Raw genomic sequence first — 16,871 nt, 5'->3', positions numbered from 1 at the left:
CCTAATTTAATCCCTTTTGGATTGCAGCTGCTGTTTTTCCCGGTGCCTCTCGATCGCCAGGTTGATCAGCTGTTCGATAAGATCCGGATATGACAGGCCGGACTGCTGCCACATGAGCGGGAACATGCTATATGGTGTAAAGCCCGGCATTGTGTTCACTTCATTGATAAGCACATCATTTTCTTCAGTGACAAAGAAATCGGCACGCACAAGTCCGGAGCAATCCAGAATCTTAAATGCCCGTTTTGCCTGATCTGCCAGCTGCTCATAGACTGCATTGTCCAGCTCTGCAGGCACGACCAGGGCTGTGTCGCCATCTTTGTACTTGGCTTCATAATCATAGAACCCCTTCAGCGGCTTTATCTCTCCGGCCACCGAGCATTCCGGCTCATCGTTGCCCAATACAGCGATCTCAATTTCACGCCCATTAACTCCCTGTTCCACAATTACTTTCCTGTCAAACTTCAGTGCCTCCAGGACAGCGGCATTCAGCTCATCCCGATTCTGCGCTTTGCTGATGCCGACGCTCGATCCGAGATTCGCCGGTTTAACAAATACCGGCCACGTCAATTCGGTTTCCACCTGATCAAGCAGCTGCTCCCGGTTTTTCTGCCAATCGCTGCGAAGAAAGTATACATAAGGGGTCTGCTTCAGGCCTGCCACAGAAAACAGCTGCTTCATGATCACTTTATCCATACCGGCAGCGGATGCCAGCACGCCATTGCCAACATACGGCAGGTTCAGCACTTCGAGCAGGCCCTGGACCGTCCCGTCTTCTCCATTTGGCCCGTGAAGCAGCGGAACAATCACATCAAGCTGCCCATCCGCCTCAGTCGGCAGAAATTCAGAGATGTCATTTGCCTGGCCCGGCCCATCGCCAAGCTGCAATTGAGCCGTATTGTCAGCCGGCCCTTCGAGCAGCGGGCCCCGTTTCCACTCACCTTCACTTGTTATGTAAACAGGATATACATCGTATTCTTTATAATTAAGAGCTTTTGAAACAGCAAGCGCCGTAGCGAGCGAGACTTCATGTTCTGCAGACTTGCCGCCATAGAGCAATCCAATTCGTTTTTTCATCTATTAAACCCTCCAGTTCAGTACGTTCAGTTTATCACGAACAACTGACAGCGAAAAATCATTTCTCATCAGCCGCTAAAAACCCGCAGTCCTGCAACGCCAGTAACTATACATGTTAAAAAGAACAGCTTCTTCGCACTTCGGCTCTCTCCAAACCACAGCATTCCAGCCAGGACACTGCCTGCCGCCCCAATCCCGGTCCAGACGGCATATCCTGTGCCGACCGGAAGCGAAATAAGGGCAAGTGAAAGCAAGTAGAAGCTCGCTCCCCCTGTCAGCACAGTCAAAATTGAATAACGCAGCGAAGTAAAGCCGTCCGACAGCTTCATCGTGACCACAAACGCCACTTCAAACAAGCCGGCCACAATCAGGATGATCCACGCCATGGTTCTTCCCCCTCCTCCGGCTTTTCCGCGTCTGTCAGCTTCAATCCGACAAGACCTGTGATCAAAAGTACCAGGAAACCGATTTTAATGACACCCGCCTCTTCATTAAACAGGATTATTCCTGCAACAGCAGTCCCCGCTGCTCCGATTCCGGTGAAGACGGCATACGCTGTGCCGATCGGCACGTGCATCGCCGCTTTCGCAAACAGAAAAAAACTGATAATGATGAAGATAACGGTAATGATAGACGGGATGGGATTGGTGAAGCCTTCAGCGTACTTCAACCCAAGCGCCCATACAATTTCTGTACATCCCGCAAGCACCAGATAAATCCAAGCTAATCCGTTCATTCTTTCCACTGCTTCAGCCGACGGTCAAACACCGCTTTCAAGTCCGGCTGCTGCTGAACGATTTCGCTGATCTCCGCTCCGAACTCATCCAGAAACGAGATTTCTTCCGCTTGCCGCACATGGAGCTCAATCACATTTTTCGTTTTTTCCGGATTTGCCAGCGACAGCAGCACACCGTCTTTAAGCTGATTGCTGATGGCAACCAGGATATCCGCCGGCATATCAGGGATAAGATCTTTCGGCTTTCGTCTGAAAAAGCTCTGGCCGTTTTCTTCTTTACGAATCAGCTGGATGAACAGCGAGCCGATAAGTTCGGAAATCCGGCTCAAGTTCCGGAAGTAGATTTTCACTGTCTGGCCATCTTCCGCCGCCAGATAAACAAATTCGTTTTGAAGCGCTGCATAAAACGGCGGTCGGATCGCTTCTTTTTTATGGCCAATATATAATAGTTCCGCCTGCTCCGCCGGTGATAATTGCTGCACACCTTTCTCCGAAACAAAATCGATCCAGCACAACTCATGCTGCACAGCAGCAACCGACTTCTGCAGTCGGCCGTAATCCTCGTATGGAACGAATTCCAGCCGGGTATGCATATTGAAAGCCGCATCCTCAAACCCATGTTTAAGTAACAGCAAGTTTTCCGGCATTCTGACCGCCGAAGTAAACTGACGAAATGTCAGTCCGCTGAACAGCGCAAACCGTTCACTTTCATTTACATATACGTATAGATGCTGCAGATAATCTTCTGCTTTCAGTGTTTTTTTCACCATTCCTGACACCCCATTTCCATACTGCCGACCGGTTATCCGGAACCACGGCCGCTAATTTTCGTCTGCTTCTTTATACTTAAGCAATGTTCTCCAATATCCGTTATAATGGAGAACGGTTTAAAAATCCAGATTAAAGTACAGGTGGAACCTTATGCAATCAAATAAAAGTTTTACAGAGCGGATCGACTGGCCGCTCGCATTCCTTCTTGTCCTGTTTTTGGCTGTCAGCCTGACAGCTATCGCTTCCGCGCAGACCTCCGGGCAGTATGTCCGGAATTTTGTTCCATATCAGGCAGCCTGGTATCTCATCGGCCTTGGCATTGCTGCTACTGTGATGGTGATCAGTGCCGCGTTCTATAAGAAAGCAGCCTATTATCTGTATGGCGTTGGTATTTTACTGCTGTTTCTGCTAATGATTGCACCGAACGGCCCGGGACAAATTGCAGCTCCGGTTAACGGAGCGCAAGCGTGGTTCCGGACACCTGTTGCGAATTTGCAGCCGGCTGAATTGATGAAAACCGTCTATATTCTGGCACTCGCCCGGCTAATCACTCTCCATCATGCAGCCCAGCCTCTGCCGACCATCCGTACAGATGCACGGCTGCTTGGCAAGATTGGTCTGCTGCTGCTCGTGCCGCTCGCATTGATTCTGCAGCAGCCGGATTTAGGCACAGCCCTTGTCTTTATCGCCATCACGGTCGGGATTGTCATCGTGGCCGGTGTTTCTTGGCGACTGATTGTTCCGATCTTCGGCGGGACGGCTTTAATTGGTGCCGCACTTCTGTGGATGGCTGTCAATATGCAAAAATTCCTTTCTGACTTTCTTGGTCTTCAGCCCTATATGTTTGCACGCGTCTATACATGGCTTGACCCGTATGCATATGCCGATAACGAAGGCTATAACTTGGTTAACGCGCTAAAAGCTATCGGTTCTGGGGAGTTATTCGGAAAAGGATTCATGGATCGTGAGGTTTATGTGCCGGAAAACCATACCGACTTCATTTTCACGGTCATTGCTGAAGAATTCGGATTCATCGGAGCAAGTGCTGTGATCATTCTGTTTTTTATGCTGATCTACCGGCTCGCATGGATCGCACTTGATATGAAGGATGTATTCAGCACGTATGTCTGCGCCGGCATCATCTCCATGATCACGTTCCATGTGTTCCAGAATATCGGCATGACGATCCAGCTCGTGCCGATCACCGGCATTCCGCTTCCATTCATCAGCTATGGCGGCAGTTCACTAATGGGGAATATGCTGGCAATCGGTGTCGTGTTCAGCCTGCGGTTTCACCAGCAGAGAAACAGACTTAAAGACACAGACTTTTCAAGCTGATCCACTAAAAAAAGCTCCGGCCGGGAATAAACCGGTCCGGAGCTTTACTGTTGTCAGGAATGTACAGGCGGCACTTGGGCAGGCGGTACAAGAGCTTTCAATATATCCACACGCGATTTTGTGAGTTTCACAGGGATTCCCAACTTCGCCAGATTGGATGCAATATTGCGGATTTCCTTCTCTTTCGCCAAATCATTCACCTCATTTTTTGAAATATGTATATGCAAGCAGATAAACGCAAATTTCATTTTCCAAGTTTAAGACTTAAGTATATAATACCATCTAATCCTCAAAAATAAACGTTTCATTTCTGTGACAGTTTCAAAAAACTGAGTCCTACGGCGGATTGATTTTGACAAAAGAGTAAGGCCAACAGAAAACAGAGCGAACACGAAAAAATAAAGAACGCAGGCCCGGGGAGATTCCTGGACCTGCGTTTACTCATTCTTTGCTTCCTGATTGAATGTTCATTCCCTGAATAAAGTACTTCTGGAAAATGAAGAACAGGATAATAACCGGCAGCAGGACTAGCAATGAACCTGCCATCAGGTAATTCCATTGGGTGCTGACCTGTCCTTTGAATACCTGCAGTCCAATCTGCAGCGTATACAGTTCCGAATCATTCAAATAGAGGAGTGGTCCGAGGAAGTCATTCCAAGCCCCGTTGAATGAGAAAATTGCAACGGTCGCCAATGCAGGTTTTGTCAGCGGGATCCCGATTTTACGCCAAATATAAAAATGACTTGCCCCTTCCATCTTCGCTGCTTCGATCAATTCGTTCGGAATGGTCATATAAAATTGCCGCAGCAGGAAGATGAAAAATGCACTCCCAAAGAACGCAGGTATGATCAGCGGATAGTACGTATTGAGCCATCCAAGCTTCGCATACAGGATATATTGCGGAACGAGTGTAACAAATCCCGGAATCATCATTGTCGATAGTACAATAGCGAATAAAATGCTCTTACCTTTGAACCTGATCTTTGCAAAGCCATAGGCAATGAACGAGTTTGCCAGCACATTGCCGGCAACAACAATCAGTGTAATGACAAGCGTATTGAATGCATAACGCACGAAAGGCGCCGCCTCTAATGTCCGCGCATAATTGCTCCAGAGCCAGTCTTGCGGCAGCAAAGATGTCGGAGGCGTCATGATTTCCACCATGGATTTAAGGGAAGTGGAGATCATCCACCAGAGTGGCGACAGGAATAGTAAGCTTCCTGCAGTGAGGAGGATGAAATTGAACCACCTCAGCAGCTGTTTCCGATTATTTTCATTATCCATATAGCGTTCCTGAGGACGCTCTTTTTCTGCAACACGTTGATCGATCACTTATCATCCCCTCCTTCATAATGTACCCAGCGGGGAGCAAGCTTTAAATTGAAAATCGTGATAATGAATACAATAACAAACAGCACCCAGGACATCGCCATTGCATAGCCCATGTCAAACGCCTCAAATGCCTTATTCCATAAATACAGGTTATAGAACAGCAGCGAGTTAGCTACGCCGCCCTCACCATTCGATGTCATGACATAAGCTTCCTGGAAGATTTGAAAAGCACCGATTGTACTTGTTACAAGATCAAAGAAAATAATCGGCGTTACCATTGGCACCGTGATATAAAAGAATTTCTTCCAGCCACTTGCCCCATCAATTTCCGCCGCTTCATACAGTGATTTTGAAATCCCCTGCATGCTGGCCAAATAAAGCAGCATGGAGCCACCGACACTCCACATTTTCATCAGAATAAGTGATGGCTTTGTCCAATCAGGATCAAACAGCCAGTTCGGTCCGTCGATACCGATCCAGCCCAGTGCTACGTTAATGAGGCCCGTCGTCGGGTCAAGGAGCTGCATCCACAACAGATAAACACCGACCCCCGACAAAACTGCCGGCAAATAATAGATTGTCCGGAAAAAACGCATTCCTGGGACATCCTGATTCAGGAGAGCCGCCAGAAACAGCGCACCAAGTGTTGTGAGCGGAACGGAAAATAATACAAAATAAGTAGTATTCCAAAGTGCTGTCATAAAGAGCTGATCTGCTGTGAATAACTGTCTATAATTATTAATTCCGACGAATTCCATGTCACTCGCCACATTATAATCAGTAAAACTGGCAATGAAAGAAAATGCCAGCGGTCCTCCTGTCAAAACGATAAACCCAATAATGAATGGAAGCACAAAGATATAACCGGCTAAGCCCTCTTTTTGCCTATATGTCAGGAATCTTTTGTTCACAGACTCACCTCCGTCCTGCAATCGAAAGAAAAGAGGCCCGAAAGCCCCTCATTCTTCACTCTTTCATTATTGATTTTGTTCAACCAAGTTTTCCACAGCATCCTGTGCGTTTTGCAGCGCTTCTTCAGCAGATTGTTCACCCAGGAAGAACTCATCGACTTCCGGATTCACCAGTGTATAAAAATCAGGTGCCATGGTCGGAACCGGCGTCTGGAGTGTATACTCCATATTTTCTGTTCCCGTTTCATAGACCATTTGACCGTCTTCACTCAATTCTTCTGATTCTGCAGCCAATTCTGCCGCTTCAATATTTGCCACGATATCAAAGTTCTTTACTGCCCAGTAGGTCTGTGCTTCCACATCGGTCAGGTACTTCATGAATTCAAGTGCTGCTTCCGGGCTATCTGAGCCTTTTGGAATTTCAGCAACGAATCCACCGCCCCAGCTTGTGTTAGGAGCACCGGCTTCATATGCCGGAAGTGGTGCTACACCGAAATTCAAGTCAGGTGCGTAATCACGGATCTGTGTATAAAAGTTCATGTTTGCTGCCATCATTGCCAATTCGCCAGACAGGAACGGATGGCCTTGGTTGCTTTCAAACTTCGCCTGGAATGAATCGACCGTATCAGCGCCGAGTCGGTCGCGCCATGCTGAGAGCCAGTTTAGGACGTCCACGTTGGTTTCTGTGTTCAGGCTGACGTTCCCTTCCTGGTCAATGTAGTTTTCACCGTTTGCGTTCAGCAGCCAGACATCATATCCCATGCCCCATAGCGGGTAGAAACCGATCTGCTCATACTCATCCCCAGATTTTTCATCCAGCGTCAGTGCATATTCTTCAAGTTCTGCCCATGTTGCAGGCGGCGCTTCAGGATCAAGGCCTGCTTCTTCAAAAGCATCTTTGTTATAGAATAAAATCTGTGTATCTGTGTTGAACGGCAACGCATACGCCTCGCCTTCATAAAGCACTGATTCCCACAGTTCCGGATAGAAACGATCAGCGATGTCATTATCGCCCATGATTTCCGTCAGATTTTCCGCTTGCTCCTCTTGTGCCCGGAGACGGGTTGAGTTGATGTTATTGATAACTACATCCGGCGGGTCCCCTGCACCAATCGCCGCAAGTTCTTTTGTCCAGATGTCTCCCCAAGGATAGTAAGAGTGAACAACTTCAATCTCGTCCTGTGATTCGTTGAAATCCGCTACGATCTTGTCAATAATCGGCCGGCGCGTTTCTGAACCCCAGAACGTCCAAAAATCGACGATTTCGACGCCTTCTTCTTCCAGCGCAACTTCCTCTTCTGATTCATTTGATGTGCTGAATCCGCCGCATCCGGACAGAACGAGCAATGCACTGGTCATGGTCAGGCCTGTTTTTTGCCATGCTTTCATAAATACCGACACCCCTTTTTTGTCAATGGTTGTAATCTGATTATACTGCTACTTCTTCTTTATAACTCATTTCCCTCTTCTTTTTAACCCGTTATCCAAAAAATGAGCACTTATACCCTTTTTCCTAGCTTCTTCTCTTCACCGAACACCTACTTCCTTCCTAAGACCTACCTTCTTCTCAGGATAAGCTTCCCGTATCACAGAAGGACGCATTAAATAACAAACCAATACTATCAGACAGATAGCACTGCTTCCTGTCACCCTTTGAGCCGGAACCGCATCAAACAGCAAGCCGAATATCAACATGCCAAGTGGCATCATCGCCATTGCCATTGATTCCAGCAAGCCAAAAATCCGTCCGCGATAGGCTTCATCCACGTCTTTCTGCAGCATGACGCCAATCGGTGTGTTGATGCACACATTCGTGAAGCCGAAGCAGAACATCAGAATCAGAAAGTAGGAAGTCGCTGCCCATTGGGACATATCAAACACCAGTGGCAACCCAATTCCGCCAAGTTGCACGGCCAGGATCAAAATTCCCCATTTGGAAAACAAAAGCGGATATTGCACCTCTTTCCGAATTGAGAAATAAACCGACGCAGCCAGCATGCCAACAAATATCATTGCTTCGATAAACCCGTAATGTTCCGAAGGGATTGCCAGTTCCTCGACTACGATAAAAGCAAGACCTACCTGAAGCGCTGAAAAAAAGAAGTTAATGCCGATGGCTGAGCTGACAATAACACTGATCACCCGGTTGTTCCGGAGATAAACCCGTCCTTTTTTCAGAGAACTCAGCATCCGCTCCTGATCTTCAGGAGCCACTTCACTGTCCCGGTTCGTGAAAAGCCGGAAATTCATCGTGGATTCCAGCAGGACAGCCGTTAAATAAGCCGTAACTTGAATCAACAGGAACACCTCCATGGACACAAAGCCGAATAACATGCCGCCGATAACCGGGCCACCGATGGAAGCCAGTGAAACCGCCGACTGGTTATACGCCATCGCCCGCTGAATGCGGTCAGGGTCGATAAGATTGGCAATTGAAGATGAGAAAGTAACACTTGCAAATTGGGAGCTTGCCGCCACCAGTGCCGTAGTAATGTAAATGGACGGAAGGGATAATCCGGCAATCAGGCTGTACAGCAGCAAACCGCTGACCGAGGCCATACTTGCCACTTGGGCAAGTATGACAATTATCTTTTTGGAATACCGGTCAGCTGCAAAACCGGCAACCGGCGCCAATAGCGTCCGCGGCAGAATACTGCAGATAAGATTTACAGCAAAACTCGCTGCTGAACCTGTCAAAGACAGAACAAACAGGCTAATGCCAAACGCATACACACTGCTGCCAAATGTCGAGATGAGTTTGCTGACCGTGAATGTGTATAAATGATAAGTCGCGTGCTTTCGTTTCTGTGCAATGTCCACATTTCTCACTCCGTTCATTTTGTTTAATTTAATTAAACAAAATATAGCATTATGATTACTGGAAAAGCAAGAATAAGTTTAATATAATTAAACTGCGAAGAAATTCAGTTAGAAGAGAGAATTTCCTTGTTCAACTTACAGACTGGCAGAGCAGGTGATCATATGGAAACACTCGGTGGACGAATCCGGAAACTCCGGAAAGCAAAAGGCCTGACGCTGCAGGCACTGGCAGGAGAAGGACTTTCCAAAGGCATGCTGAGCCTGATTGAAAATGGAAAAGCCAAGCCTTCTATGGAAAGTTTGACCTATATTGTAGAAAGTTTAGGAATTGAAGTGAATGAATTGCTTGAGGAAATTCCGTCTGCCGCGCTGCGTGAGTTGCTGCAACAAGCAGAACGGCTCTATCAGACGCCGCTTGGTGAACTGGAGCAGCGGCAGGAGAATCATTTGAAAGTTCGCAGGCTGATTGAACCCTTGCTGGGCAGTCTGCCGCTCCGCTATGAATCAGCTCGCCTCCTTGAACTCTATAGCCGGGCACTGTATTACTTGCAGACAGACGCGTGGGAACAGTCCCTGGCACAAGCAGAATCCATGTACGAAGAGCTCCATCTCATTAATCACGTGGCTGATATTCAATTATTCCGCGTCATGCGCTTTTTTCATAACCGGCAATACGCACAAGCGCTCACGATGATTCAGGAGGCCTGGCAGGCTTTAACGGAACAGGGCATGGTTCTGGATCCGTTAAAGCAGTTGGATTTCACTTATTGTGAAGCAGTTCTTTATTTTGCAGTGGATGACTTTGAACAGGCGGTCAGTAAAATGAACGAAGCGATCGCCTTCGCAAAAGAGAAGCGGATCTTCTACCGGATTGAAGATCTGTACCGGCTCGCCAGTATGAGCGCAATGTTGCGGGGGGAAGTTACAGACAAGGATTTGTATATCCGGAAGCTCAGGCAGTATGCGGAATTTGCCGATCATGCGGAAACCGCCCTGTTTGCAGATATCATTGAAGCGCATTACTTGAACACCTTTGCCGGACAGTACGCCGCTGCTGCCGAACTTCTTGACCGGCACCTCGGTTCTGTCGGCGACTTGGACGGCTCATTTCTATTCCTTGAAAAAGGAAAAGCGCTTTATGGACTCGGTCATCCCGAAGAAGCACTCAGCTGGTTTAAAGACTACGAAATGTACGAGCACTTGCATCACCCGTTTGATTTGGCGATTCATTATGAGAGGGAAGTATATATGGCGCTCATTCATGAACAGGCGGATGAGCTTGAGTCGGCCCGGGAGCTCGCTGAAATTGCCCATGAGAATTTCAAGCCACTCCCCGATTCTCCGTACAAGCGATTTGCTGAAGATATATGGAAGCGGCTGACTATGAACCAATAAAAATCAAGATCCTGTACGTTCTATTCTTGATTTACACGCTTTAAGTCAGCTTTTCACTGGTCGATTCTATGATGAATCGACTGCCATTAAGTTGTATCCACTGAAAAAAGCCGGCCAATGATGGCCGGCTTTTTCGCTTCACTTTATTTCCTTCAGGAAACGCCCGAGAACATATGAGTCAAAGTCCAGATCCGTCGCTTCACCGAGCACAAGTTTTGCCAGCTGCGAACCGACGTATGGCCCGGCGGTAAGTCCGGATGAGCCAAGTCCGTTCGCGGCATATAAGTTCCGAATACCCGGCACCGCTCCAACAGCAGTGACCGAGTCAGGAAGGAGCGGCCGGAAACCGACACGCGTTTCCACGAATTCCGCTTCCGCGAGTCCTGGTGATACCGCGAAGGCTTTATCGAGGATACTGTGGATTCCGCCCGCTGTCTGCCTTAAATCGTAACCGGCTTCGTTTTCATGGGTTGCACCGACTGCCACCCGGCCGTTTTCGTATGGAACTGCGTATTGTCCATAGAGCCCCATGACAACCGGGAAATCTTCTGTTGGCTGCGCAGTCTGTAAATGGACGATTTGGGCTTTTTGCGCTTTTACATTGAGTTCAAGCCCCAGTGGCCGAAACAGCTCCGCCGCCCAAGCGCCAGCCGTTGCAATCACGCTCTGCGCCTGCAGTTCCCCCGCTTCTGTCCGGACGCCAACCGCTCGTCCGTTCTCTACAAGCAACTGCGCATTCCCTGTCACAAATTTCACGCCTTTCGCGGCAGCAGCACGCATGAGCGCGTCGCGTAATTCCCGGCCATTCACTCGTGCAGCTCCTTCCACAAACAATGAGCTGAATTCTTCGCCGGCAAATGGATACATCTCCTGCGTTTCTGCCGCTGACTGCTTTCGCACTTCTCCGATCTGCGGAGCATCTTCCCTTCGCTTCAGCGCCCGCTCTTCGATCTGGGACAATTTATTATCATCATTCATGACAATCAATCCCGTCTTTTTATAGCCGGTCTCTTTTTCCCCGTCTTCTTCCAGCATCCGGATCAATTGCGGATAATAAGCCGCCCCATTTTTCACTAACGTATACCACGCCTGATTGCGGCGCTGTGATAGCCATGGACAGACAATGCCTGCAGCTGCCCCTGTCGCCTGCCCGGGTTCATTCCGGTCGATCACGGTCACGTCCGCACCGGTTCTGGCTGCATGATACGCGGCGGACGCACCAAGGATTCCGCCGCCGATTATAATCATTGATTGCATAAGTCACACCTTTTCCTGTCATTCATCCCATTGATTGTACAAGAGAAAAGGAATCGGCTCAAATATGGATGAAAAATAGATTCAAAATAAAGGCGCCGGGTAAACAGTGAATAGACTCTCGTCCCCTTACGAGCCGTGTGAAAACCATAAAGGAGGAATTACATCATGGAACGAAGTTCATCCACAGACAAATTGCAGCCATTATCCTCAGTGCAAAGCGGTGAAGGGATTGATGTTACACCGGATATTTACGGCCTGACCGTTCAATTCGCAAACGTCTATATGATCAGCAATCCAAATAATGCTAAAGAATGGGTGCTGTTTGATGCAGGTACACCAGGATCTTCAGAAGTCATCCTTGCAGAAGCGGCTGAACGGTTTGGTGAAGATCATAAACTCCAGGCTGTCGTGCTCAGCCACGGACATTTCGACCATGTCGGCGGGCTGATCGGAATTCTGGAAAAGCATCCGGCACCAGTCTATGCCCATCCGGAAGAATTGCCGCATCTGACCGGTAAGATGGATTACCCACGGCCCGATCCGACGGTTGAAGGCGGACTGATCGCGAAAATGTCGCCTGAATTCCCGACAGAAGCCATTGATATTTCCGAGCATGTTAAAGCGCTCCCGGAAGATGGTACGATTCCCGAATTACCGGAATGGACATGGTATCATACGCCCGGGCATTCATTCGGCCATATTTCCTTGTTCCGGGAAAGAGATAAAGCCTTAATCGTCGGTGATGCCTTCCTGACCGTGAAACAGGATTCTCTGCCAAATGTGACCATGCAGGAAAGAGGATTCTGGGGACCGCCTGTTTATTTGACGCCGGAATGGGAAGCAGCCAAAAAATCCGTACAAAAGTTAAGAGAACTCGAACCGGAGATTGCCGCACCCGGCCATGGCTTGCCGGCCATGGGTAAAGAACTCAAAGAAGGTTTGGCCGATCTCGCGGAAAATTTCGATGAGAAAGCGAAACCTGATTATGGCCGATTTGTTGATAATGAATGAATAAGTCTTTTCGCAGAAAAACAGTCCCTTCACAGGGACTGTTTTTTTTCGCTTCTGTACGGTCAGGGCTCCTGTATCTCAATCAGAAGAAACGGGGTTCAAACCGCCCATGCCGGGTAAACAGTATGTAGACTGTTTTTATCATGAACCTTGCACGTCACTACCAAGGAGGAATTCAAAATGGAAAAAGGCCCTACAGAAAAACACCAGCCACTTATCCCTGAGGAGCAGGAGACTTCAATGGAGAGGAGCTCCTCAACAGACCGGTTTCAGCCGCTGACATCCACAAAAAGTAAAGATGGCATTGAAATTACACCTGATGTTTATGGTTTTACAACTCAGATTGTGAATGTTTATATGATCGGCAATCCGGCGAAAAGCAAAGATTGGATACTCGTCGATGCGGGGATGCCTCTCCGTGCAAATACCATCCTGGAAAAAGCGGCAGAGCGCTTCGGCGACGATCACCGGCTGAAGGCCATCCTGCTGACACATGGCCATTTCGATCATATCGGCGGGCTCATTGATATTCTCGAAAAGCATCCTGTGCCGGTCTATGCCCACCCAGAAGAACTGCCCTACATTACCGGACAGAAAGATTACCCGCAGGCGGATCCGACTGTTGAAGGCGGCATGCTTGCGAAGCTGTCCATTGAATTCCCGGTAAAAGGGATCGATATCTCCGAGCACGCGAATCCCCTCCCGGCGGACGGCGCGGTTCCGGGCCTGCCTGAATGGAACTGGTATCACACGCCCGGTCATTCAGACGGCCACATCTCTTTTTTCAGAGAGCGCGACCGCTTCCTGATCGTTGGCGATGCTTTTCTCACAGTAAAACAGGATTCCCTCTTCGACGTACTCTTTCAACGGAAAAAGGTCAGCGGTCCCCCTGTTTACTTGACTACCGACTGGACGGCTGCAAAAAATTCCGTGCAGCAGCTTAGAGCGCTTGAACCATCGATTGCCGCGCCGGGACACGGAAAACCCGTCATCGGTTCAGATTTGGCAGAAGGCCTGACAAAACTGTCTGCCCGTTTTGATGAAGTCGCACGCCCGGATCATGGAAAGTACATTAAAGGAAAATGAACGATTCAAGCGGCTCCTGTGACAGGGGCCGTTTTCATTCCAATAAAGAATGCTCCTGACAAATCACAGCTGTTCCACAGAGAGAAACAGGAAATGTTCTATAGCTCATTTATTTTCAAGGAGGGATTCAGCGTGGAAAGAAGTTCATCAACAAACCGCTTCCAGCCGCTTTCTTCTGTCAGAAGTGGAGATGGCGTTCAGATTACGCCGGATGTTTACGGATTTACGACACAGATTGTCAATGTTTACATGATCGGCAATCCGGCGGAAAGCAATAAATGGGTACTGGTTGATGCCGGCATGCCGCGCCAGGCAGACAAGGTCCTGTCTGCAGCAGCAGAACGCTTCGGTGAAGATCACCAGCTGCAGGCGATCCTGCTGACACAAGGACATTTTGACCATGTCGGCGGGCTGATTGATATTCTGGAACAGCATCCGGTGCCGGTCTATGCGCATCCCGAAGAACTGCCTTACATTACAGGAAAGAAAGATTATCCGAAAGGAGATTCAACTGTCGAAGGCGGCCTGGTTGCCAAGATATCCCCGGAATTCCCTGTGGAAGGAATCAACATCGGGAAACACGCCCATCCACTTCCCGCGGATGGTTCGGTGCCTGGCCTGCCTGAGTGGAAGTGGATTCATACGCCTGGCTATACACAAGGACATGTTTCTTATTTCCGGGAACAGGATCGTCTTCTCATTGTCGGCGATGCGTTTCTGACCGTGCAGCAAGATTCCTTGTTTAACGTTCTTTCCCAAAAGACAAACATCAGTGGCCCTCCCCCTTCCTTCACCCTTGACTGGGATGCCGCCGAAAACTCTGTACAAAAGCTGGCAGCGCTCAAGCCGTCGATTGCCGCACCGGGACATGGCAAACCGGTCAAGGGTGCGGAACTGGTTGAAGGCCTTGGAATGCTTTCCAATGAATTTGATGAAATCGCCAAACCCGATCACGGCCGGTTCGTTGATGACAAATGAAACACATGCAGCCGGCAGACTTGCATAGGTTCCCCCCTAAAACAAAAACTGCCCTGAATAAGGAATTCATGGCATAACAGGGTTAATTACTTCTCTATTCATCAAAAAGGAGCTGTCCAAAAAAGTCAAAAGACTCGTTGACGGCACCTACTGGCCCGGGATGGGGAAACCGGACGCTTTCCGCGGACGGACGTCCGAGCCAACGCCGCTTATGCTTCGCGGCGAGGGTCTCGACCACCCGTTCTTCCGCCGGAGTCGCCGGTTTCCTGTCCACCCCGGCTTAAGAAACAAGGGCAGATCAGGAAAGCGCGTATCTCACCGTTTCAGGGAACGGAATCAGTAAACAATAAATCAAAAACGGCGGGAAGAGGACTGGAACCCTCTTCCCGCCTTTATGCATTCTGTCTGGTTGTCATTTTCAACTGCCTGGAGTGGAACGGCGGAAGCCAGCGAACAGCAGCGGCAACTGCTTTGCCGCTGCTGTTTGCGACGAGCAAGCGAAGCGGCGCAGGAGCAGATGTTTTAATGCGACGAGCTTTCGCAGCAGAAGCCGTTCTGTTATGGAAGAACATCTGGGCAAGATAAGCCTAAGGGCTTTTTGGACAGCCTCTCCACTTATTTATTAGAAAGGGTATTTTCGGGATGTGTTCTGTACCGATACCCATTGGAATGTCGTGAATTCATCCAGCGACCAGTCGCCGCCGAAACGGCCGATACCTGAATTCTTTTCACCGCCGAATGCAACAAGCGGTTCATCATTAACGCTTTGGTCATTAATATGGACCATACCGGTTTCCATTTTGCGGGCGAACGCCATCGCTTTACTGTCCGTGCCGGCATGAACCGCGCCGCTGAGTCCGTACTCTGTATCATTCGCAACACGCAACGCTTCTTCTTCACTGTCCACCGGAATGATGGTGACAACAGGACCGAACATCTCATTCTTAGCCGTTGTCATGTCATTCGTCCCTTTCAGGATGAACGGCGTCATCACATTGCCTTCGACTTCCCCTTCAAGCAGTACTTCCGCGCCTTCCTGTTTCGCTTTTTCCACTTCACCGAGAAGCCGCTGGACGGAGTTCTGGTCGATGAGCGGCCCAATCAGCGTATCTTCTTTTGTCGGATCTCCATGCTTCAAACCTTTTGCCAGCGCTACAAAACCTTTGGCAAATTCATCATAAACATCCTTATGCACAATAATTCGGTTGACTGCCATGCAGATTTGCCCGCTGTGCATGAACTTCCCGAATGCTGCACCTTGAATCGCAAGCGGGATGTCCGCATCGTCAAGGACCACAAGCGGATTATTGCCGCCGAGCTCAAGCACTGTTTTTTTGATCATGCGGCCTGCAATTTCACCGATATGCTGGCCAACGCCAGTTGAACCGGTGAACGAAATCATGCGTGGAATCGGGTGCTCAACAAAGCCGTCGCCGATTTCACTCGTTTTTGGCATTACCACATTGATGATTCCCGCAGGTACGCCTGCCTCTTCAAAAATTTTCCCCAGAAGCGTTCCGCCTGACAGCGGTGTCTGGGATGCCGGTTTCACCACGACTGCATTGCCTGTTGCAATTGCAGGTGCAACCGACCGCATCGCCAGATACATCGGAAAGTTGAAGGGGCCGATGATACCGACAACGCCCAGCGGTTTGCGGTATACGTGATTCTCTTTTCCGGGAATGATCGACGGTGGCATTGTGCCTTCCATACGCATCGGGAAAGCTGCAGAGTGACGGGTAATCGCGATGGTGAAGTCAACTTCAACGTTTGCTTTGATCCGGGTAGAACCGGCATCTTCAACAAGTATGCGGATCAATTCCTCCCGTCGTTCTTCCATAATGTGCACTGCTTTTTCCATTACCCGGGCTTTTTCAAACGCATTCACTTCTGCCCATTCCTTCTGAGCCGCTTTGGCTGACTCATATGCTTCGTCTATATCCTGCTGGCTTGCAGATTGAATACGGGTTACGCTTTGCTGTGTATACGGATTCATAACATCTATTTCCGCTGAGCCGGCCCCTGCTCTCCAGCTGCCATTGATAAATTGCAGATTCAAGTCCGTGTAATTCGCCATTGTTATTTCTCCTCTCCCACTTAAAGTTCACATTATCTGTATTCCCTTTCGCAATTTCAAAAAACTAGATGTTTTTCTGAAA

16 protein-coding genes are annotated in these 16,871 nt (G+C 48.9%); 5 read left to right on the top strand and 11 right to left on the bottom strand.

The window, feature by feature from the left end:
• Positions 1-6 precede the first annotated feature (6 nt).
• The 4 genes from B0X71_RS02665 to B0X71_RS02650 form a co-directional block, all read right to left on the bottom strand.
• Positions 7-1,077: a D-alanine--D-alanine ligase gene (locus B0X71_RS02665; protein ID WP_077588006.1), complete on the bottom strand. Its 1,071-nt coding sequence runs from the start codon at positions 1,075-1,077 to the stop codon at positions 7-9.
• 68 nt (positions 1,078-1,145) lie between these two features.
• Positions 1,146-1,463 (bottom strand): DMT family transporter, encoded by a 318-nt coding sequence (locus B0X71_RS02660; RefSeq protein WP_077588005.1) that lies wholly within the window; start codon positions 1,461-1,463, stop codon positions 1,146-1,148.
• The gene (locus B0X71_RS02655) at positions 1,445-1,813 is read right to left on the bottom strand and encodes a DMT family transporter (protein WP_077588004.1); all 369 of its coding nucleotides are present in this window, start codon (positions 1,811-1,813) and stop codon (positions 1,445-1,447) included. The genes B0X71_RS02660 and B0X71_RS02655 overlap by 19 nt, the downstream gene beginning before the upstream one ends.
• On the bottom strand, positions 1,810-2,583 hold the full coding sequence (locus B0X71_RS02650) for a hypothetical protein (RefSeq protein ID WP_077588003.1): 774 nt from the start codon (positions 2,581-2,583) through the stop codon (positions 1,810-1,812). Before B0X71_RS02650 ends, B0X71_RS02655 begins: the two co-directional genes overlap by 4 nt.
• Before the next feature lie 151 nt (positions 2,584-2,734).
• Here B0X71_RS02650 and B0X71_RS02645 point away from each other — a divergent pair, with 151 nt between their 5' ends.
• Positions 2,735-3,922 (top strand): FtsW/RodA/SpoVE family cell cycle protein, encoded by a 1,188-nt coding sequence (locus B0X71_RS02645; protein WP_077588002.1) that lies wholly within the window; start codon positions 2,735-2,737, stop codon positions 3,920-3,922.
• 53 nt (positions 3,923-3,975) lie between these two features.
• On the opposite strand, the gene B0X71_RS21200 is transcribed toward B0X71_RS02645, so the two are convergent.
• The 5 genes from B0X71_RS21200 to B0X71_RS02620 all read right to left on the bottom strand — a co-directional run bounded on the left by B0X71_RS21200 (position 3,976) and on the right by B0X71_RS02620 (position 8,985).
• Positions 3,976-4,113, bottom strand: a complete 138-nt coding sequence (locus tag B0X71_RS21200; protein ID WP_198038673.1) for an Lmo0850 family protein — start codon at positions 4,111-4,113, stop codon at positions 3,976-3,978.
• 250 nt (positions 4,114-4,363) lie between these two features.
• Complete coding sequence (locus B0X71_RS02635) at positions 4,364-5,206, bottom strand: carbohydrate ABC transporter permease (protein WP_077590873.1); 843 nt, start codon at positions 5,204-5,206, stop codon at positions 4,364-4,366.
• A 44-nt stretch (positions 5,207-5,250) separates the two neighbouring features.
• Positions 5,251-6,165: a carbohydrate ABC transporter permease gene (locus B0X71_RS02630; protein ID WP_077588000.1), complete on the bottom strand. Its 915-nt coding sequence runs from the start codon at positions 6,163-6,165 to the stop codon at positions 5,251-5,253.
• 66 nt (positions 6,166-6,231) lie between these two features.
• Positions 6,232-7,554 carry an ABC transporter substrate-binding protein gene (locus tag B0X71_RS02625; RefSeq protein ID WP_077587999.1) on the bottom strand — a complete coding sequence of 441 codons (1,323 nt, stop codon included), beginning with the start codon at positions 7,552-7,554 and terminating at the stop codon, positions 6,232-6,234.
• Positions 7,555-7,692: 138 nt separating this feature from the next.
• Complete coding sequence (locus B0X71_RS02620; RefSeq protein WP_232336763.1) at positions 7,693-8,985, bottom strand: MFS transporter; 1,293 nt, start codon at positions 8,983-8,985, stop codon at positions 7,693-7,695.
• 162 nt (positions 8,986-9,147) lie between these two features.
• Between B0X71_RS02620 and B0X71_RS02615 the strand changes: the two genes are divergently transcribed.
• Entirely contained in the window at positions 9,148-10,380 is a 1,233-nt protein-coding gene (locus tag B0X71_RS02615) for a helix-turn-helix domain-containing protein (RefSeq protein WP_077587997.1), read from the top strand.
• Between the two features lie 138 nt (positions 10,381-10,518).
• Here the strand turns inward: B0X71_RS02615 and B0X71_RS02610 are convergent, their stop codons facing one another.
• Positions 10,519-11,637, bottom strand: coding sequence for an NAD(P)/FAD-dependent oxidoreductase (locus tag B0X71_RS02610; protein WP_077587996.1), 1,119 nt, complete (start codon positions 11,635-11,637; stop codon positions 10,519-10,521).
• A gap of 165 nt (positions 11,638-11,802) precedes the next feature.
• On the opposite strand from B0X71_RS02610, the gene B0X71_RS02605 reads away from it, so the two are divergent.
• From B0X71_RS02605 to B0X71_RS02595, 3 genes are all read left to right on the top strand, one after another.
• Positions 11,803-12,648: an MBL fold metallo-hydrolase gene (locus B0X71_RS02605; RefSeq protein ID WP_077587995.1), complete on the top strand. Its 846-nt coding sequence runs from the start codon at positions 11,803-11,805 to the stop codon at positions 12,646-12,648.
• 240 nt (positions 12,649-12,888) lie between these two features.
• Entirely contained in the window at positions 12,889-13,734 is an 846-nt protein-coding gene (locus B0X71_RS02600) for an MBL fold metallo-hydrolase (RefSeq protein WP_077590872.1), read from the top strand.
• Positions 13,735-13,866: 132 nt separating this feature from the next.
• The gene (locus tag B0X71_RS02595) at positions 13,867-14,712 is read left to right on the top strand and encodes an MBL fold metallo-hydrolase (protein WP_232336762.1); all 846 of its coding nucleotides are present in this window, start codon (positions 13,867-13,869) and stop codon (positions 14,710-14,712) included.
• Positions 14,713-15,334: 622 nt separating this feature from the next.
• Here B0X71_RS02595 and B0X71_RS02585 read toward each other — a convergent pair.
• Positions 15,335-16,789 (bottom strand): aldehyde dehydrogenase family protein, encoded by a 1,455-nt coding sequence (locus B0X71_RS02585; protein WP_077587992.1) that lies wholly within the window; start codon positions 16,787-16,789, stop codon positions 15,335-15,337.
• Between the last annotated feature and the right edge of the window lie 82 nt (positions 16,790-16,871).

This window comes from Planococcus lenghuensis, from assembly GCF_001999905.1.
GTDB classification, from domain to species: Bacteria; Bacillota; Bacilli; order Bacillales_A; family Planococcaceae; genus Indiicoccus; species Indiicoccus lenghuensis.
The sequence above is the reverse complement of the archived record's forward strand: the minus strand, read 5'-3'. Positions and strand labels throughout refer to the sequence as shown.